Consider the following 18,543-nt stretch of genomic DNA (forward strand, 5'->3'; position numbering starts at 1 on the left):
CATGAGCTAATTTATATAAAAGCGACATACTCAGTTCGTAAGGGGAAAAGTAACTTTAATCTCTGTTCCAGCATGTTCTTTGCTTTGTATATCAATTTCTCCTTTATGGAGGTTCACAATATTTTTAGCAATAGCTAATCCGAGTCCACTTCCTCCCGAATCCCGTTTGCGGGCTTTGTCTACTCGATAAAACCTTTCAAAAACATGAGATTGTTCTTCTTCTGGTATGCCAATGCCATAATCTTTTATTCGGAGAATTCCCTTATGCTGATCACTTTCCAAAAAGACCTCAATTACATCGGTACTATACTTTATGGCATTATCTAAAAAGATAATGAGCACTTGTTTCAGCTTCAATTCATCTCCCTTGATGAAAATGGAGTGGGAATTTTTATGCAGGATAATAGGTCGGTCATGAACTTGCATGAACTGAGTTACAAGGGCTGTACTGAGAGAGACAAGGTCAACTGATTTTATATCAACAGGTTCAGAGCCCTCTAATTCAGCTAAACTTAATAATGTTTTAGTCAAATTTTTCATTCTATTTGTTTCTAAATAAATAGCCTCAATTGCTTCTTTTGCTATTGTTTCATCTTGTGTTCCATGCCTTCTAAGAATCGTAATAAAACTGCTAATAACAGTCACAGGTGTTTTTAACTCATGAGAGGCATCGGAAATAAATTGCCTTTGTTTATCTGAGTTTTCCTTCAGTTTACTAACCATACGGTTAAATGTAGCTGCCATTTTGTACACTTCATCTTTTGTTTCAGTTTGTATACCGATCTTTTTCAGCGTTCCACTTTGTTCAATATCCTCCATTGTAGAGATCATTGATACAATAGGCTTCATAATGATAGCTGATAACCATCTGCCAGCTAGAAAAGAGAGAAGAACAGAAACAACGGTAACAGTCCCCATTATAGACAAAATAACATCTTTGCGACTTTCTAGTCCTGATAACCGCTCACTTATTTCTAACGTACCTATTACTTTGTGATTCTGATGAATCGGTACGTGAACTACTAAATTTTGATGTTCTTGAAAAGGTCTAAGTTCAAAGTTCTTTTCTGTTGAAAAAGTAGGGGAGATTTTCTGAACAAGGACTTTGTCGTTAGTGACTTGATTAATAGTTGTAGAGTTCGGCCCAACGATTCGAATAAAAGAGTGACTAGGCATGTAAGAGTTTAAAAGGTTTTTGTCTAGTGTTAAGGATTCAGAAATGTGGTATTTTTTCAACATTTCATTCGCATTTTTGAAGACTAAGTGTGCTTCCATATTAACGGTCGTTTTCATAAATAAGAAAAATACAATCGTATTTACAATGAGCAAGCTGACTAACAGAGAAACTGTAATAAACAAGTTAACCTTGGTAGTAATTTTCATATGGTTCCTTTCTTATCACATATCCTACTCCTCTGACGGTGCGAATCAAGGGAGAGTTAATCTCTTCTTCTATTTTCTTTCTCAAATGTCCAATATACACATCTACTACGTTTGTTTCTCCTTCATAATCGTAGCCCCAAACGGTCAAAAGGATATTTTCTCTGCTCAGTACGATATTTTGATTTTTCAGTAAATAAACAAGCAAATCATATTCTTTCGGGGTTAGTATAATCATTTTGTTTTTTCTTATCACTTCTCTGGTCTCTAAATTTACAGATAAATCTTCTATTGATAAATGAACATCTTTTTTTTCAATAGCTTCTTGAATGATAGCTCTATGACGAAGACTATTGCGCACTCTAGCTAATACCTCTTCTATTTCGAAGGGCTTGGTGATGTAATCATTTGCTCCATGATCTAGTCCCATCACTTTATCTAACGTGGTGTCACGGGCTGTCAAAAGAATAACAGGGAGGTAGGCGTTCTTTTTTCTGATTCTTCGAAGGACTTCGATACCGCTAAGTTCTGGAAGCATGACATCTAATAAAACTAGATCAATGCTATTATGTAAAGCAGCTTCAAGGCCGCTTTTTCCTTCGTGTTCTACGAATACTTGGTATCCTTCATGCTCAAGCTCAATTTGAAGAGCTCTCGCAATCATTTCTTCATCTTCAACGATTAAAATACGGTTTTGCATGCAGGTTCTCCTTTCGCATCGTTCAAAATATAATAAACGCCATTTGGACAAGATAAGTTCCTGTTTAGTTAGACCTTTCTTTTGAGTGAACCACTATAGATTAATACCTTTCATAAGACGGAAGGTTTCAAGAAGCAAAACGTTTAAACCTAGCCATACTCCTCCAAATACATATCCTGCTGCAATGTCGCTGGGATATTGGATACTCAGATACAAACGACTAATCGCAATAAGCAATAAAATAAGAATGGCCGCTATTGGTGCTAATGTAGGAATCCATAACCTTCTAGAGTGTCGAACCAGCATAAATACAGCAAATCCATAAATAACAAAAGCCATTAATGATTGCTCACTTGGAAAGGTGTATGAAAGCTGCTCTGTAAACGATTTTGTAATAGGGGAAAAATGATGAAATATTCGTCTCAGGCTTTCTTCGTACACCTCTCCGCCGCCTGCAATAACTACCAGAGATAAGAATTCGATTTTTTTATCCCTGCCTTTCCATAAAATCCATACAAGTGTAAAGAAAATTAATGCCACTAGCACTTGCCTGGATCCCAGCATGAAAAATATCCGCATTGGTACATTCCAATCTTTATTAAAAAGGGCTGTTATTAATAGACTCGTTATTTTGTTAAAATCTCCAAACTCGTTTGCGATAAAGTCTTGCGTCATTCCAATTGTAAGCAGAATAAATCCTAATGTAACTAATGCTGTAAATATAAAAACAAGACCTGCCCGTTTCCGCGTATGAAACACATTTACTATCCACTTGAGGAAATTAATTGCTATCTTTTTAATCGTTACTTTGAACTTTTTATAAATGTAAATAGCAACGAACAAACTTACAGCTACAATCATCCCAATGACAAAATACTTCTTAATAGAATGATGAAACTGTTCCCACTGAGGTCCTAATAACTTTCCTAGAGTAATAAATGTGGTGACCCAAAGAAATGATCCACTATAGGCGTACAGTGCATACGTACGAAAGGGAAGCCGAGTAATTCCTGAAAAATATCCTGTAATATGTCTAATAACTGGGAGGAAATAAGCAATAATCAACAGCTTGTTTCCATGTACACCAAACCATTTTGACATTCTTTCAATTCGCTCTGGTCCCATATGAAGGGTTTTTCCGTATTTATCAAAAAAAGGAGTCCCTAACTTATAGCCTACCCCGTAAGCTATGGTCATTCCAACCATACTCCCCATACCAGCCACCAGGATACTTCCCACCCAGCTTAAATGTCCTTGAAAAGCAAGAACCCCAGCGTAGCCCATGAGAAGCTCCCCTGGAAGAGGAAGTGCAAGAAGTTCCAGCATCAATGCTAGAAACAGCACGATATATCCGTATTGATTTATATAAGATGTGATAAAATCCATGGTTTGTCCTTCTTTCATAATATGTATTTGCCTAAAGCATAGTGAATAACTCAAATATGCTTGAATTTGATTGAAAATAAGAGGAGGAAAAAGGTTAATTTCACCTTTGCTTTTCTTTTAATGTAGCACTATTTATAAAAAAAACTTTCTTTTTCATTGATTTTTAATGTTATTTTTAGCCTATTTTTAATTACAAACCGTAGACTGAAAATGTGGTATTTGAAAGGTCAACATAAGAACGTTTATTTTTCTAATAAATAGTGTAAGGAGTTCCTAAACAATCTATGTAATGGAGGAGAAGAAAAGATAAATCTTACAAATTAATTGAAAAGGGTAACTACCCATTATTAATTTTTTATAACGCTTACTCTTTTCCAAGTAGAGTAATTCTTTAATCGTATAAACAAGAGAACAAAAAGGTGTGGGAAACAGCCCAGGCTTTACCACATAGCAAAAGCATACAAACTACAAGGAGGGAAAAGTCATGAACAATCGTGAGAAGGATAAATACCTCATTCTTTCCGCTACATTTGGAGAGGGGCATAAACAAGTGGCTAATGCGATAAGCGAGGCGGTAAATGATATGGTTGCTGATGCTGAGCCTATTACCATGGACATCATGGAATGGATTCATCCAAATCTTTATCCAATCAGCCATTATATTTACAAAAAAAGCATTAAGAAGTTTCCTCAAGTGTACAGCTTTTTGTATAAAAAAACTCGTGTAAAAAATTCGTTTTCCATCAAGTTAAATTCGATTTTTTTGTCGGGAATGCAAACCGTGCTTAAAATTATACAGAAAATAAAACCGAAAGTAGTGGTCAGTACCTACCCATTTGCCGCCGGGATTATATCAAAATTAAAAGAGCAAGGGTTAATTGATATTCCAGCAGTAACCATCATCACGGATTATACAGATCATTCTTATTGGATTCATCCCTATACAGATCAATATGTGGTAGGTTCTGCCCAACTGCGTGATCAATTAATTGCGTTAGGAGTAGAGGCAGACAAAATTAAAAACACTGGAATACCTGTACGGAAAAGATTTATGGATGTTCTTCCAAAAGACCTTCTCTTAGATAAATATATGATCAATCCAAATATGTTCACCCTGCTCATCATGGGAGGGGGCGACGGATTTTTTGGAAAAGGGATTTCAACCTTTAAGGCACTAGAATCCATTTCCACACCGATTCAACTTTTTATAGTATGTGGTAAAAATAAGAAATTAAAAACACAATTAGAGTGGGAATTAAAAGACTCGAAGCATGAAGTGAGAATTCTTGGATACTGTGAAAAGGTCGAGGAATTAATGGCTATTTCAGATTTAATGATCAGCAAGCCCGGGGGAGTAACAACCTCTGAGGCAACGGCGATGGATTTACCGATATTAATTTATCATTCGTTACCAGGACAGGAAGAAGACAACGCGGATTATTTATGTCGTTCAGGATTCGCACTTTCTGCAGAGTCAGAAAAAGAGTTAATTGCGCAAGTTGAAAATCTTGTCTGCGATTCAGCACCTTTAAAATGGATGAAACAAAGAATGAGAAAATCTCAAACCAAAACATCATCCATAGACGCTCTCCATGTCATTGTCGGAGCAGCAAGAAGCGGTCCATTACGCAACGTAACAAGTAGTAAAACGATACAAAAGCAAAAGGAGATAGAGGTGAGTATATAATATGGGATTCATAATTTCTGCTATTATTTTTTTAATTTTATTATACAGCGTTATTCCGTATGTCCTATCACGTGGTCTAGGAGTGAACGTAGTTAAAAGGGGAAGGGACTTATCCAAAATTGCTTTTACGTTTGATGATGGTCCGAATCCTGTTTATACGCCAATCCTTCTTGATTTACTGAAGGAAAATGAGGTAAAGGCCACCTTTTTCGTGGTAGGTACTAAAGCAGAGAAATATCCTGAACTGATTCAGCGCATGCATAATGAAGGCCACTTAATCGGAATTCATAATTACGTCCATCATTCTAATTGGTTTATGGCGCCTTGGAAAGTTAGAAATGGACTTAAGAATACAGCCAAGGTGATTAAATCTATCACTGGAGTTACACCTATTTATTATCGCCCACCTTGGGGAATGCTCAACCTTTTCGATTTTATGAGAAGAGGTAAATATAAGATTATTCTATGGTCAATCATGGCGGAAGATTGGCGAACCTCTGGCGGAAGCGAAAAGATTAAACAACGCCTGGCCAACATAAAAGGCGGGGACGTCATTTTGCTGCACGACTGCGGAGATACGCTCGGGGCGGAATCCGACGCTCCAAGAAACACAATTAATGCGTTAAGAGATGTATTAAAAACAGTGAAAACAAAAGGATTCACTTGTGTCCGTGTTGATGAAGTTGATGAATTGGTAGAAAAGCTATAGGTAGTAAGAAGATTATCTTTATTAAAGCTTGCGAATGAAATTTTAATTCTTGTTATTACCGTAACTAAATATCTTGTCTGTTATAAAAAAAGAACCTCTATTTTAAAGAGGTTCTTTTTTATGTCCAGCAAAAATATATGGTAATATAATCATATATTTGTTATATTTTCAATTTCATGATTTTTAAAATCTGTGCTGAATCAGCAGTCAATCTAAACGACATCTATGAAAGTAGGGTAATTCTTGAAAATAGTTATTTGGAAATTATTGGTATATTTTTTCAATCTTCTTTGGAGGAAACTTAATGATTAATATTCTGTTTACCTCTAATTTTGATCTTTTACCAGCATTTTCAACCGCTTTTGGAGTTTCCTTTGGGATTGCTATCTTTGAGTATTATACACATAAAAAAGGCAAGGTAGCATAAGGTGCAGTGTTTTTCACCCAATACATAAAAGATTTTATTAGAAACTTAAATATCATAGTATTAAATTATAAAAATTTTGAGGTTTGAGATGGGAAATTCTTTAAATTACATTTATTTTTTTGTTGCTATTTTAGTTGGCTTGTACTTTTTTATCACCAATAAATACTCTAGAAAGCCACTATTCATGTTGTTACTATCGATGCTTTCATTTTATAGCAGCGCGTATTTTTTTTTACTATAAGACTTACCCAATTAACTTACTCAGTACATTATCCATACTTGTGTTTTGGTGGATCATTCTTTTATTACTAAGAGAGATTTATTCTAGAGAAGAAAATATTTTCTGGAATCTTTGTTTAATCTATGTAGCGCTATACCACTCTTTGCATTATGTTTTTGATTCATTGGCTCAAAAGAACTTTTTGTATGGATTTATCTTTTATGTTTATACAAATGTAGGATTACTTCTGCTTGGCTTGTACTATTTCTTAAGAGTCTATAAAAATAGAATCGTGCATTAGAATGAACAAAGTTCCTTGGAGATCAATGTCCACAATTCTTGTTGCGTTAAATTTTTATAACAGATTGCTTTGCAGAAAATCAATTATTTTTCATCATTTAATAAATATTATTAAATCTCATGGACGTCTTGTATATTTTTATATTATTTACCGCAATTTAAAAGAAAAAGGTGAGGCTGATATAATGGCTAAAATAATTCCATCCTTATGCATTTTGCTCGGGGCTTATGTTCTTATTGTATTCATCGACGTTTTTCAGGGAAACTATATGTTTCAATCGTTTTATAACCTAAAACAATATTTTGTAATTGCCCGTGGGGAAGATTATTTTTTGGTTATTTTATTTGCTTTAATATTCCTTGCTGTTAGCATTTTTCCTGCTTTAAAAAAACAATAGCCTCCCTTCTCATGAAAGGGTAGGCTTTATTTTTTGTTTTATATATGCTGTAATCAGCAATAGGATGGGAATTGCTATATGAAAAGGGAGGTGCAATAAATAAGGAACAATTTTGAGTCCTTCATTTATATGAGCTTGGTAACTAGGAGCAATCATCAGTGAGGAGAAAAAAATAACACCGCCAATTAAATAAATGTTTGTAACAGAAGGTTTCATTCGAAATAAATCAGCCGCGCCAATCACTGCACAAAAGAAATAGATAGTTATTTTGACAAAACCTAAAATGACCATGAGAATAAGAATAAAGGTATCCAGTCTTTGAATAAAACTAGCTATGTTAATGTAACTCACAGCTGTAAGAGCCGGGAAAGAGGATCTTAAAACAGTCTCTGGTCCGAGTACACACAAAAGAATAATTGAATTAATGGTTAAGACAATTCCTCCTATTATAATGGCGGACAAACCAATTGTTGCGGCCTGACCTTTTTTATTTAAATAAGGAAGAATCATAGTAAAGGTAATCAATTCCCCGAAAGGTACAGTAATGCCAAGAGGGACTAACTCTTTCCCTATGTTTCCCCATCCATTCGCTAATACGGGTTGAAGGTTCTCCACCTTGATGTAGCCTCCTACTATATACAAAACATTTAATATAAAAAGAGTCAGTAAAATAACAACAAAACATAAGCATGTAACTCGTGCGAATGCTTCTATTCCTAAGTGAATACTATAAATTAACACAAAGGTCATGCATATGCCCAGCGTAATAATCGATGTAACATAGTAAGAAGAGCTAATTAGTAATTCTTCAAAATCTCGTAGTACTCTGGAAGCAATATAAACAAAATAGATAATATAACAAAAGCTGATAGCACTGCCTACGTATTTACCCCAAATTTTAATGATATAGCCAGTCAAAGGCATATTGGGATATTTCTTATATAAGGAGATATAGACTAAATACAGTAAACAGCCAAAAATAGTAGCCAAAAGGGGGACTATCCATGCATCTTGCCTAGCAGCCTTTCCAATATCTAAAAGTAACGTACTGCCTAATATAAAGATAAACATCATACAAAATAATTGAAATCCATCGATTTTTATTTTAGTCAATGCTTTTTCAGCTCCTCATCTAATTTACCTCATAAGGATTTGTTCGCATGCCAGTATTTACAATACTAACGTTCACATTCATCGATATCTTAGCGCTTGAAAATAGATTCTCCCAGTTCTGTTTATGCTGACCCCAATAACTAGGATTGGTTCGAGATAAGCTATCACCAAAGCCGAATATGTCTGACTTTTCTTTTTGTGCGATGGTAATAGCCTTTGTAACTTCCTTTTGTAGTTCATTTTCTGCCTCTTTTTCCAACTCTTTTAATACTTTAGGGTTGCTTAAATCTTTCCGGCATGATGTTTCCGTAATTTCTCCCATGACGTTCAAATCTGTATGAATAACAGGTTGTCCATGGCGGATTTTTGTTTTTATTTTGCTTTTTATTCCGGTCGTTGTAAGTGTGCTATTTCCATTTATACTGCAAGGGAAAACAAGAGCCGTACCTTTCACTTTAGACGTAGCAAGCTGGATAGATCGAGCCTCTTCATCATCCAGCCACCTCACTAACTTTCCATTTCGAAATATAGCTAATCCTTTTACCTGCATCGCACTTGGGCTGGTACTTTCTAAATTTCCTGCTTCTTCGCCGTTCTGGGAGGGCTTGTTAATGCTGATTCCAGGAAGAGATAAATCTTTTCCCTCACTCACAAGCATAGAAATAACTTCATATGCTTGTACGTTGCTAACTATTCCGTACACTTTTTGAGCATTTTGACTTGTGCTTATGATGCTTTTAACTGGAGTAACCTCAAAAGGTTCAATCACACCAAGCAATTTTTCCGCAGTCCCATCACGTGCAATAAAAACTGGAATACTGGTACGGGCTTGTTTGCCTCGATCCAAAGCATCAAATAATGAGCTAAGGTCACTTCTTGCTAACTTTTCACCTACAACGATAAGCGAAAGATGTGAAGTAATATGTTCTCTTGGAATGACGACGGAAGCTTTTTTTAATGCCTCAACTAGCGTTTTAGCAGTTACTGTGTAGTTAATGATGGGAAGACCCTGTCCTCCTGACGAACTGCCTTGTGATAAACCACTTGGATTAATGACCTGATAGGTTACTTTATAAGGTTGTTCCGAATTCTTATTCTCATCAATTCCCAATCCTATAATGACTCCTATTTGGTTTAATTCTCGATAATTTGAACATCCTGAAATGCATAAACAAATGGCCGTGATCAAAAAAAGTGAAAGGTATGTTTTCATTTTTTATCCTCATTCATCTTTATATGACTTCTATTTATTTTGATGTTTTTTTAAAAGAGATGGCAAAGAGAATCGAACTAAAGTATCCTGTTGCTTTTTAAAATCCAAGGGAGCAAAAGGTGAAAAGTAGGGGATACCGAAAGACCTTAGGCTACTTATATGAAGCCATATACATAAGGTCATAAGCAAAATTCCATATAAGCCAATAAATGCTGAAATTAGAATCAAGATAAATCGAAAACCACGGGCCGCATTGACAATACTAGTAGATGGCAGTGTGAAATTGCTGATGGCAGAAATAGCAACAATGATCACAACAGCTGCTGATACGAAACCTGCTTCTACAGCTGCTTGTCCTAAAATCAGTGCTCCTACAATGGAGACTGCTGGTCCAATTGCTCTAGGCATTCGAATTCCTGCTTCTCGTAACATCTCAAAGGCTAGTTCCATCACTACTATTTCTACAATGGCAGGAAAAGGAACCCTTTCTCGTTGAGCCATTAAGCTGACCATTAATGTGTTTGGAATAAGTCCCTGATGATGCGTAATCAATGCTAAATAGATAGCAGACGCATACATAGAAAGAAAAAAAGAACCAAATCTCAAGATCCTTAAAAAGGAAGAAATATAGTCATTTTGATAATAATCTTCGGGAGACTGGAAAAATTGAGAAAAAATAGCAGGCGCAATTAATACAAAAGGTGTTCCTTGTACAATAATAGCAATTCGGCCTTCTAATAAATTTCCTACAACGGCATCAGGTCGTTCCGTATTTAATAGAAGTGGAAAAATAGTGGTCCTATCATCCCGGATAAATTCCTCAATATAGTTCGACTCAAGGACCCCATCTACCTTAATCTCTTTTAAACGTTCTTTGATTTCCTCTACAATACGTTCATCTGCATTCCCTTGAATATACATGATCCCTATATCTGTTTGGGTTACGCTTCCAATTTTCATGCTGTCTAAACGTAAATTAGAATCCTGAATTCTAGCTCGTATTAAAGAAGTATTAGTTCTTAAATTCTCTGTAAAGCTATCTTTAGGTCCTCTAACAACAGTTTGACTGGTTGGTTCTGTTACTGCGCGGGACTGAAGTTTTTTTGTATTGCCAATAAAAATTTTAGAACTTCCATTCAGTAGTATGACCGTATCACCAGTTAAAACGGCTGACATAAATTCATGCCAATTCTCTTTTATAGTCAATTGAGATACAGTTAATATCTGGGATATTTGTTCTTCTATCTCTTTGACGGTTACTACTTGATTACTTTCCTTAAGCCACTGAATAAGAGGAGTCATGATATTCTCATTTATAATGTTTTCATCTGCTAATCCATCAAGGTGGACAACAGCTGCTTTTGCCGTTTTTTGGTATGGAGACTCCACTATTCGAAATGACACATCAGAACTATTTCCTAGTTCGTTCAATAACCGCTCTATATTTTTATTTACATCATCATATAGAGGAGTTACCGAATAATTTATTGTCTTTTTTTCCTTAGATTCTCTTAGAAGATGTCTTTGTCGCACTTTTTACCACCTTTTATATGAATGAATATTTGTGTATGCAATGAGCACTGTTATTGTCTCTATAATTTGTAAAAAATATGTACATGTAGGAACTTTAGTATCTTCTTTTTTCGCATTAGTTGGGTATCAAAGTAATGCTAAGGATCTTTTAGAGCGTTTAGGTGAAAGACAAAGCTAGTCAGCTAATATGACTTTATATTCAGTGACAAATCAGGAGGTATTTTAAAAAAAGTTAAGTAATTCGATATAAAAAGCAGCCCATATTGCTTTGTATACTTGGAGCTTTTTATATCGGTATTGTAAAGGAAGCAAATATCCACGTTGATGAATTTCAAAATTTCTAATGTGAAATAACAAAAAGCCCTATCCTAAATTTAATTGCTTAGAGATTGGGCTTTTGTATAGAAATATTTTTAATATGATAGATAAATTTCTATTTACATTACTTCTCTATTAAGAAAGGGTACTCTCTTTTATGCTTTAACGGTCTGTTTTTTCACAGGAATATAGATATCAATCTCTTTGTTTTCCGAACCATAGCATCTTTTGTCATACAATTCAAATTCCATTGATCCGTAGTGCTCATAACCTGATTCAGGGAACCATTCTGTAAAAACATAATTCCATGTGGACTGAATGGAAGAAGTAAAAGATTCTTCATTTGATTTTGGTGTAGTAAATACAGCATATTCTAGTTCAGGGAAGCTTCTGTAAACTGTTCCTTCAGGCGCTGGAGTGCCTTCCTCTACTTCCATGCCAATTACATAAACAAATTCACCCGTTTCAGGATTAAAATCAGTGCAAATGCCAAGCTCCGCGTTTTCGTTTAGGGGATTGGGGATTTTAGAGCCTAATCCATTTTGCATGTACTGTTGCCAAAATTCAGGAATGTCTTTATTATTCTGGCCACCTTCGTTTTTTGTTTTTAGCTCATATCCAATGACATAAAAAGCAGGTTTAGTGACTAGCTTTGGTTCCATCTTATTTCCTCCTGACAAAAGTGTGATAGTTAGGTAGGCTTTTCCCCGCAGCGGTCCAGATATTCTCCTTGCGTTACGGTATTGCTTCGGTGAAACATCATAAAACTTTTTGAACGCTCTGTTAAATGATTCTTGGTATTGGAAACCAACATCAAGTGCGATATCAATGACTTTTTCATCTGTGAAAAATAAGCGTTCTGCTGCGCGTGTAAGTCTTCGTTTTCTCACATAATTCATCACTGATTCTCCAACCATGGCTTGGAAGACACGGTGATAATGAAAAGGAGAAAAACAAGCGATTTCTGCTAACTTTTCTAAAGTAATTTGTGTCTCCAAATTCTCCTCAATGTAATCTAGCGTTCTCTGTATACAAGTTACATAATTCATTTACATCCACCTACCTTACGTTCACTATAACAGCAAACAAATCTTTGTTCTTAACATTTTTTGCTACATTCAGTTAGGTGAGGATGTTTTTGTAATGTACGCCTCTGGATGTATAGCCCTAAGGGGATTTTAATGTTGAAATTTTCTATGTAAATTAATGGTATGATTACATTATTAAAGGGAGCGTTTGAATTGAAGAAATTTTGTTTTAGCTTAATGATTATTTTTTTATTAGGTGCTTGTTCTTATCAGGAAAGTACAAAAGAAGCTAGTGAAGAAATTGTATTACCAACTTCCACATTTAGTTCATCAAAAAATAATGCCGTAATTGATGAAAAGGAAATAAAAGAAAGTATAAAGACTTACTTAGATGCTAACGAGGATTTACTCAACACCAGTGATCAATTTGAAGAAATGATGGATTCTGATCAACAGCTAACTAAAGCTGAAGCGAAAAAACTTGAACAACTAAACGATCTGGTCAAAGAAAATGATCGTAACTTTTCCACATATATCTCGCACAACACTCTACCAGAAGGATATAAAAAAGAGTCAGAGAGAATTAGCCGCTTTATTACGGGTTCCAATCAAATTTTGGATGAACTGGATCAAGCAATCGATGACATGGTTGAGCGTATGAGCGAAGGAGATTTTTCTGAAACAGAAATTGAGTCACTTATGAATAAAAATGAAGGTGTAAATGGAAGGGAACAGAAAAAAATAGAGCATTTTCTAGATGACAAAAATATTGATACAAAAGCTTTTGGACGAAAGAGTTAAAATAATTTAATAGATTTGCTTTGGTTAGGGGGAGTTTACTATTGGAATAGTTAAGTCTACAAACAAACTTGCATTTTCTATTATCTATTTAGTCTTCGGTACAGCTTTGGGGATAGTAGCCAAATATTTAGATACCATCGCAGGTGTTGATGGAAGCTGGTGGATGAATATTCTGCCGTGCTTTGGGGATTTGTGTTCTAGGGCCGGTATTTGGGTACTGATTGCTACCCTTATAGCCGCGTATAGTAAAAGCCAAATTAGTGCGGCTCTTAATACATTCATGTTCTTTATAGGAATGCTAACAGGCTATTATATATATTCCGCTTTTCTATTTGGATCTTTTCCAACTAGTTATTTTTTACTGTGGGGAAGTATCGCACTAGCGTCTCCGTTTCTAGCAGCTATTGTATGGATGGCTAAAAATAATTTACGTCTAGCTTGGATATTACCAGCGTTGCCTATGGGGTTATTGCTAAGTCTTTCCTTAGCGGTTGGAGTATTTTATATATATGTAAGTTATATTGAAGAATTCATTATGTATGCTGTTTTATGCGGAGTCTTTTACAAAAATCCAAAGCAGCTAGCGGCAATAATTTCTGTTTCGTTTATCATTTCGTTTATTATCAAACAAGTAAGTCCATTTCACTTTTAATTTAGATTAAGATTAAAAAAAAGAAAGTTTACTATGTGAAAAGGGGATTTCGGTAACTAACTATAAATACAATTTAAAACGGCTTTTACATATATATTCTTTAAAATACAGTAATTAGGAAACTTTTGTAGAAGTAATTCGTATAAAAGGTAGGAGGTGATGGATATTAACACGGAAAAACGTCTGGATGAAATTGAAAGAAAATTAGATGATTTACATAATAAGATAAGTAATCAAGAAAATAGAACAAAGTATAAACCTATCTTTACAGTTGTGCTCATTTTATCTGCAATTCTCATATTTTTTGTGCTAATAGGTGTTGTAAGCTTTTTTACAGGTTAATTTTTTTTACTAATCTCTCAGAATTATTTCTGGGAGACCCTTCATTATTTAAACTAACGACAATTCATTTTGTATAAACTTGTATATAATATACCCGCTTAAGATAAAAGGGGATAAAGTTATGATGGGAAATGAAAAGAAACGTTCCACATTTAGTGCGGCTTTCAAAACCTACGAACAGTTATTAAAAAAGATCTTAAATATGTTCTTTGTTAGATAATATTCTACGCCATGTTAACTAAAGATATATATTCTAATAAAATATAAGGTAGTAAAAATGACATTATGGTGTTTACATGGAGGAAGAGCATGAGAAAGTTTTATATTGCTTTATTTAGTCTTTTCTTTTTTATTTCATTAGTTGGATGTCAAAGTAAAGCTGAGGATCCTTTAGAGTTTTCAGGTGAAACTCAAAGCTGGTCAGCTACTACTACGTTATATTCCGTTGAAAATAGTAAAGAAATAGCTCAAATGAACTTAAATTATCTAGGTGGTGAGGTAGAATCCGTAGGAGATTTTGGGATTAATTTAGACACTTCAAATAATCAAAATGGAATTGCAGTGAGAGACGCAAGGTTAAATAAAGAAGGGAATTTCAAAGAAAAAGTAAAGGTTGATGCTAGTAAAGATGTAATTAAACCTGAATATATGATTTTAACTGTTAAATGGAATCATGTTTGCTCGTGATTAGCAGGTCAAGAGAAGTATAAAACGAAAAGTAGCAGAGACTTTATAAATAAAAATAAAGCCGCAAATGGAAGGGAAGAGGAAAAGATAGAGAATTTTCCAGATGAAAAAATATTAATATGGAAGGATCTTGGACGAAAAAGTTAAAAAATTTAATAAATAGAAGTGTTTAGTATATTTTAAATACTTATATAGATAAAACATACGTAAAAAACGAGCTCTTGTTTATGAAGGGCTCGTTTATGCATCATTGATATAGAAAGACTTTGATTATGTTTAAAAATTTCCTCTTTGTTGCGAGATTAATTCTATAAAAGGTAAAAACTGAAGCCTATCGCAATATAGGTACCAACAAGTAAAACACCTTCGAACCAGTTGGAATCACCGTCGTTCACAACGGTCACCGTCATGAGAGCGGCAAGGATCATCGCAATCATTTCCGCTGTATTAAACACAAGAGGCAAGAAATCATACAAGTATGAGAACAGAACGAGTATAGGAGCAACAAACATAGCCGTTTGGACGGTTGAACCAATGGAAATCTCCACCATTACGTCCATTCTGTTATTATAGGCCATTGCAATTGCTGACACGTACTCTGCAGCACTTCCCACTATGGCCACAACAATAATTCCAATAAAAACGTGACTCCAGCCTAAGGCAGCACCTACTGGCTCAATGGTGCCAACAAGTTTTTCACTAATATAAGCTAGTACAATTGTGGCCAGTCCAAGTACAACGATTGCTTTCTTTTTTCCCCATTCTGGTTCCTCTCCATTTTCTTCTGCGTTTCCAGTAAAAATCCCCTTATGCGTGACAAGTTTAAAAAGAAGAGCAAGCAGGTAAATGGTCAGCATCACAATGGCAAAAGAAGTTGATAGAACCTGCATATCTTTATCATCCAGGCGTTTTGCAAAGATAAATGGCAATACAAAAGTTACGATAATAGCAAACATTAAGAGGGAGGTATTATGTCGTGTTTTAAACACACTAAATTTTTGCTTTTTAAATCGAATTCCTCCAACAATCATTGATATTCCGCTCGCGAAAAGTAGATTAACGAGAACTGCTCCAGTAATGGAGGAAATGACGATTGTATTTAGTCCTTTACTTAATGCAAAAAACGAAATAATAATTTCTGCAGCGTTGCCAAACGTAGCATTAAGTAATCCCCCTGCTGTTGGACCTACTACAACGCTAAGGCTTTCAGTAGAACGTCTGATGTAATTAGCCAAACTAATTAATGTCACACAATAAATAAAGAACATGAAAATATAATTCCAATTAAAAATGCTGCCAATAATTGAAAGAGGTACACCAATAATCATAAAAATGAAAAAGACTTTATTCATATTTTCCTCCATGGTCATTTATAGATCCTATAGCAAGAAGAGAAGCTTTATATTATCTTAGCGTTTTTATTAATATAACTCTTAAGACTTTTGTTATTCACATGGAGAGTGCAACTAGCAATTAACTCGACGCATAGAAAGAGAACATACTTAATAGCTGGTGCAAAAGGGGGCTAAATTAAAAAAGAAAAGAATCTTACAAGATAAAGCGCTATGAACTCCTCAACATAAGCTTCAAAGTATATTGAATAGTCTGCTCTGAATAAGCAATATGTATCTTTTACATGCTAAAAAGATATGAATTTTCCAAACGCTCATAACTGACGTTTGCGTTAACGTTAATTATGGGTAATGTAGTTTATAGAATTAAAAATAATTAGAATGAAGCACCATTTAAATATGATTCAAACTGGTCATTATCATTAAAGGAGAGAGCTATCATGTATACACTTGGAGAACTATTAGAGCAAAGGGCTACACAATCTGCTGAAAAAGAGGCTTTAATTTGGAGTACATCTTTCCATACATTTAAAGAATATAATGAACGTGTCAATCAACTCGCTCATTACCTGTTAAGCCATAACGTTAAAAAAGGGGATCGAATTGCAATTCTCTGTCAAAACAATCATCCGTTTCCTACCATTCTGCTAGCCGCATTAAGAATCGGAGCCGTAGCGGTTCCTATTAGCTGGCAGCTTACGAAGTATGAAATTATTGATATTTTAGATAGTGCACAACCTAAAGTTATTTTCTACGACCAAAAATTTCATGAGGTTATTCCTTTTGATTTTGAAATATTAAATGACGTTATTACTTTACAAGTAGGAAGAAAAAATAGTGTGGAGACAGTTGAAGAATATAATGAAATTTTTTCTGCGTATTCTATACTAAATCCAAATATACAGGTCTCTCAAGATGACATAGCTATGCTTCTTTTTACTTCTGGAACAACTGGCAACGCAAAAGGCTGTATGATTGAGCATGGTCATGTGTATTCTTATATACAACCATCTAGTCAACGAATCGATTATGAAGAGGATGGTCGTTTTCTTGCCTCGCATCCTTTTTATCATATGAGTTCTATTAATAATATTTTGAAATCTGTTTCCAACGGGATGGGGTTATTTCTGTTGTCAGATCCTACACCGGAAATCATTTGGGAAACGATTGAAACTCATAAGATCACTATGATGTTAGCGTTTCCCTCTATGTATATGCAAATGCTCGAAGTAGTGAAAAATGCAGGGTCAAAGAAATCTTCACTAAAGGTTGCTATTGCTGGAGGGGCAAAAGTTCCTGCTTATCTTATTAAGGAATATGAAAAATTAGACATCAGCATGATACAAGGTTATGGAAGTACAGAAGCATGGACAGTAAGTGTATGGACACCAAATATGGGAAATGAAAAAATTGAATCAGCAGGTAAGCCTCTTTCTGGTGTGAAAGTAAAAATTGTTGATCCTGAGTCAGGACAAGAAGTGAAAACAGGAGAAGTTGGAGAAATTATTATAAAAAGCCCCTATTGTTTTAAAGGCTATTGGCATAATCAAGAGGCGACTGACAAAGTCCTGAGAGATGGTTGGTTCTATATGGGGGACGCTGGAAAGATAGATCAAGACGGCTTTTTATATATTATGGGACGCTATAAAGATGTTATCGTATACGGCGGTGATAATATCTATCCTGATCAGGTAGAAGAAATAATTGAGCAAATAGATATGGTTATAGAAGCTGCTGTAGTAGGAGTAGAAGACCCAGTTTATGGAGAAAAACCTAGAGCGTATGTGGTAAAAGATCCTCATGCTTCTTTAACAAAAGAAGATATCCTAAAATATTGTAGAGATCGTCTAGCAAGCTACAAAGTTCCAGAAGTTTATTTTATTGATAAACTTCCTAAAAATCAGCTCGGTAAAGTATTAAAAAGAGAACTAAAATGAAGATAGTTAAAAGCGTGGGCTGAATGCAGTCCACGCTTTTAGGATGGAAAATTATATATCTAAAGCAGAAATGTTAAATAGAAAGTCCTTTTATATCAGGATAACAAACACGAAGTGTATTCTCATACTCAGATTCGTATCCTGTAAATACCAGCTTTTTTTCTTTATTCTCATAGTGAAATCCGAATTTCTTTAAATCATTTTTCAATATATCTTCCCTAATTTTCATGGAAGAAGCAATATCTTCATAAGTAGCACCATTATTTAGCTTCTGAATAATCTCACCTATTAACAAGTTACAACCTCCAGTAGTATACGTTTCTTAAGTAATAATTTATCCTAAACAGCTGCTTTTATGAG

The 18,543-nt window shown here is 34.7% G+C and carries 18 protein-coding genes; 9 read left to right on the plus strand and 9 right to left on the minus strand.

Annotation, left to right across the window (positions count from 1 at the left end; translation table 11 throughout):
- Positions 1-30: 30 nt before the first annotated feature.
- The 3 genes from JNUCC25_RS08470 to JNUCC25_RS08480 form a co-directional block, all read right to left on the minus strand.
- Complete coding sequence (locus JNUCC25_RS08470; RefSeq protein WP_029324339.1) at positions 31-1,383, minus strand: sensor histidine kinase; 1,353 nt, start codon at positions 1,381-1,383, stop codon at positions 31-33.
- A complete protein-coding gene (locus JNUCC25_RS08475) occupies positions 1,361-2,080 on the minus strand; it encodes a response regulator transcription factor (RefSeq protein WP_140456723.1) in 720 nt (239 codons plus the stop codon). Before JNUCC25_RS08475 ends, JNUCC25_RS08470 begins: the two co-directional genes overlap by 23 nt.
- A 93-nt stretch (positions 2,081-2,173) precedes the next feature.
- Positions 2,174-3,466 carry a VTT domain-containing protein gene (locus JNUCC25_RS08480; RefSeq protein WP_181160230.1) on the minus strand — a complete coding sequence of 431 codons (1,293 nt, stop codon included), beginning with the start codon at positions 3,464-3,466 and terminating at the stop codon, positions 2,174-2,176.
- A gap of 484 nt (positions 3,467-3,950) precedes the next feature.
- On the opposite strand from JNUCC25_RS08480, the gene JNUCC25_RS08485 reads away from it, so the two are divergent.
- From JNUCC25_RS08485 to JNUCC25_RS08500, 4 genes are all read left to right on the plus strand, one after another.
- Positions 3,951-5,153: an MGDG synthase family glycosyltransferase gene (locus JNUCC25_RS08485; RefSeq protein WP_140456725.1), complete on the plus strand. Its 1,203-nt coding sequence runs from the start codon at positions 3,951-3,953 to the stop codon at positions 5,151-5,153.
- Between the two features lies 1 nt (position 5,154).
- Positions 5,155-5,862: a polysaccharide deacetylase family protein gene (locus tag JNUCC25_RS08490; protein ID WP_140456726.1), complete on the plus strand. Its 708-nt coding sequence runs from the start codon at positions 5,155-5,157 to the stop codon at positions 5,860-5,862.
- Between the two features lie 304 nt (positions 5,863-6,166).
- Positions 6,167-6,289 carry a hypothetical protein gene (locus JNUCC25_RS08495; RefSeq protein ID WP_013056379.1) on the plus strand — a complete coding sequence of 41 codons (123 nt, stop codon included), beginning with the start codon at positions 6,167-6,169 and terminating at the stop codon, positions 6,287-6,289.
- Between the two features lie 546 nt (positions 6,290-6,835).
- Entirely contained in the window at positions 6,836-7,207 is a 372-nt protein-coding gene (locus JNUCC25_RS08500) for a hypothetical protein (RefSeq protein WP_029324349.1), read from the plus strand.
- A 9-nt stretch (positions 7,208-7,216) separates the two neighbouring features.
- Here JNUCC25_RS08500 and JNUCC25_RS08505 read toward each other — a convergent pair whose 3' ends face one another.
- The 4 genes from JNUCC25_RS08505 to JNUCC25_RS08520 form a co-directional block, all read right to left on the minus strand.
- On the minus strand, positions 7,217-8,320 hold the full coding sequence (locus tag JNUCC25_RS08505; protein ID WP_029324350.1) for a GerAB/ArcD/ProY family transporter: 1,104 nt from the start codon (positions 8,318-8,320) through the stop codon (positions 7,217-7,219).
- Between the two features lie 19 nt (positions 8,321-8,339).
- Positions 8,340-9,533 carry a Ger(x)C family spore germination protein gene (locus JNUCC25_RS08510; protein ID WP_029324353.1) on the minus strand — a complete coding sequence of 398 codons (1,194 nt, stop codon included), beginning with the start codon at positions 9,531-9,533 and terminating at the stop codon, positions 8,340-8,342.
- 30 nt (positions 9,534-9,563) lie between these two features.
- Complete coding sequence (locus JNUCC25_RS08515) at positions 9,564-11,066, minus strand: spore germination protein (protein WP_029324355.1); 1,503 nt, start codon at positions 11,064-11,066, stop codon at positions 9,564-9,566.
- 473 nt (positions 11,067-11,539) lie between these two features.
- A complete protein-coding gene (locus tag JNUCC25_RS08520) occupies positions 11,540-12,433 on the minus strand; it encodes an AraC family transcriptional regulator (RefSeq protein WP_013056385.1) in 894 nt (297 codons plus the stop codon).
- A gap of 192 nt (positions 12,434-12,625) precedes the next feature.
- On the opposite strand from JNUCC25_RS08520, the gene JNUCC25_RS08525 reads away from it, so the two are divergent.
- The 4 genes from JNUCC25_RS08525 (at position 12,626) to JNUCC25_RS08540 (ending at position 14,894) form a co-directional block, all read left to right on the plus strand.
- Positions 12,626-13,213 carry an NDxxF motif lipoprotein gene (locus JNUCC25_RS08525; protein WP_029324358.1) on the plus strand — a complete coding sequence of 196 codons (588 nt, stop codon included), beginning with the start codon at positions 12,626-12,628 and terminating at the stop codon, positions 13,211-13,213.
- Between the two features lie 163 nt (positions 13,214-13,376).
- A complete protein-coding gene (locus JNUCC25_RS08530; protein ID WP_029324360.1) occupies positions 13,377-13,865 on the plus strand; it encodes a hypothetical protein in 489 nt (162 codons plus the stop codon).
- Between the two features lie 159 nt (positions 13,866-14,024).
- Complete coding sequence (locus tag JNUCC25_RS08535; RefSeq protein ID WP_098239462.1) at positions 14,025-14,207, plus strand: hypothetical protein; 183 nt, start codon at positions 14,025-14,027, stop codon at positions 14,205-14,207.
- A 309-nt stretch (positions 14,208-14,516) separates the two neighbouring features.
- Positions 14,517-14,894 carry a hypothetical protein gene (locus JNUCC25_RS08540; protein ID WP_029324366.1) on the plus strand — a complete coding sequence of 126 codons (378 nt, stop codon included), beginning with the start codon at positions 14,517-14,519 and terminating at the stop codon, positions 14,892-14,894.
- Between the two features lie 308 nt (positions 14,895-15,202).
- On the opposite strand, the gene cax is transcribed toward JNUCC25_RS08540, so the two are convergent.
- Positions 15,203-16,246 (minus strand): calcium/proton exchanger, encoded by a 1,044-nt coding sequence (gene cax, locus JNUCC25_RS08545; protein ID WP_013056387.1) that lies wholly within the window; start codon positions 16,244-16,246, stop codon positions 15,203-15,205.
- 440 nt (positions 16,247-16,686) lie between these two features.
- On the opposite strand from cax, the gene JNUCC25_RS08550 reads away from it, so the two are divergent.
- Entirely contained in the window at positions 16,687-18,183 is a 1,497-nt protein-coding gene (locus tag JNUCC25_RS08550) for a class I adenylate-forming enzyme family protein (protein WP_454223100.1), read from the plus strand.
- A gap of 73 nt (positions 18,184-18,256) precedes the next feature.
- Here the strand turns inward: JNUCC25_RS08550 and JNUCC25_RS08555 are convergent, their stop codons facing one another.
- Entirely contained in the window at positions 18,257-18,478 is a 222-nt protein-coding gene (locus JNUCC25_RS08555) for a hypothetical protein (protein ID WP_013056389.1), read from the minus strand.
- Positions 18,479-18,543 lie beyond the last annotated feature (65 nt).

The sequence above is a fragment of the Priestia sp. JNUCC 25 genome (assembly GCF_053667915.1).

Coding starts and splice junctions, on each gene's coding strand:
- JNUCC25_RS08470 (WP_029324339.1), bottom strand. CDS start 1,383: ATGAAAATTACTACCAAGGTTAACTTGTTTATTACAGTTTCTCTGTTA.
- JNUCC25_RS08475 (WP_140456723.1), bottom strand. CDS start 2,080: ATGCAAAACCGTATTTTAATCGTTGAAGATGAAGAAATGATTGCGAGA.
- JNUCC25_RS08480 (WP_181160230.1), bottom strand. CDS start 3,466: ATGGATTTTATCACATCTTATATAAATCAATACGGATATATCGTGCTG.
- JNUCC25_RS08485 (WP_140456725.1), top strand. CDS start 3,951: ATGAACAATCGTGAGAAGGATAAATACCTCATTCTTTCCGCTACATTT.
- JNUCC25_RS08490 (WP_140456726.1), top strand. CDS start 5,155: ATGGGATTCATAATTTCTGCTATTATTTTTTTAATTTTATTATACAGC.
- JNUCC25_RS08495 (WP_013056379.1), top strand. CDS start 6,167: ATGATTAATATTCTGTTTACCTCTAATTTTGATCTTTTACCAGCATTT.
- JNUCC25_RS08500 (WP_029324349.1), top strand. CDS start 6,836: ATGTCCACAATTCTTGTTGCGTTAAATTTTTATAACAGATTGCTTTGC.
- JNUCC25_RS08510 (WP_029324353.1), bottom strand. CDS start 9,533: ATGAAAACATACCTTTCACTTTTTTTGATCACGGCCATTTGTTTATGC.
- JNUCC25_RS08520 (WP_013056385.1), bottom strand. CDS start 12,433: ATGAATTATGTAACTTGTATACAGAGAACGCTAGATTACATTGAGGAG.
- JNUCC25_RS08530 (WP_029324360.1), top strand. CDS start 13,377: ATGAATATTCTGCCGTGCTTTGGGGATTTGTGTTCTAGGGCCGGTATT.
- JNUCC25_RS08535 (WP_098239462.1), top strand. CDS start 14,025: ATGGATATTAACACGGAAAAACGTCTGGATGAAATTGAAAGAAAATTA.
- JNUCC25_RS08540 (WP_029324366.1), top strand. CDS start 14,517: ATGAGAAAGTTTTATATTGCTTTATTTAGTCTTTTCTTTTTTATTTCA.
- cax (WP_013056387.1), bottom strand. CDS start 16,246: ATGAATAAAGTCTTTTTCATTTTTATGATTATTGGTGTACCTCTTTCA.
- JNUCC25_RS08550 (WP_454223100.1), top strand. CDS start 16,687: ATGTATACACTTGGAGAACTATTAGAGCAAAGGGCTACACAATCTGCT.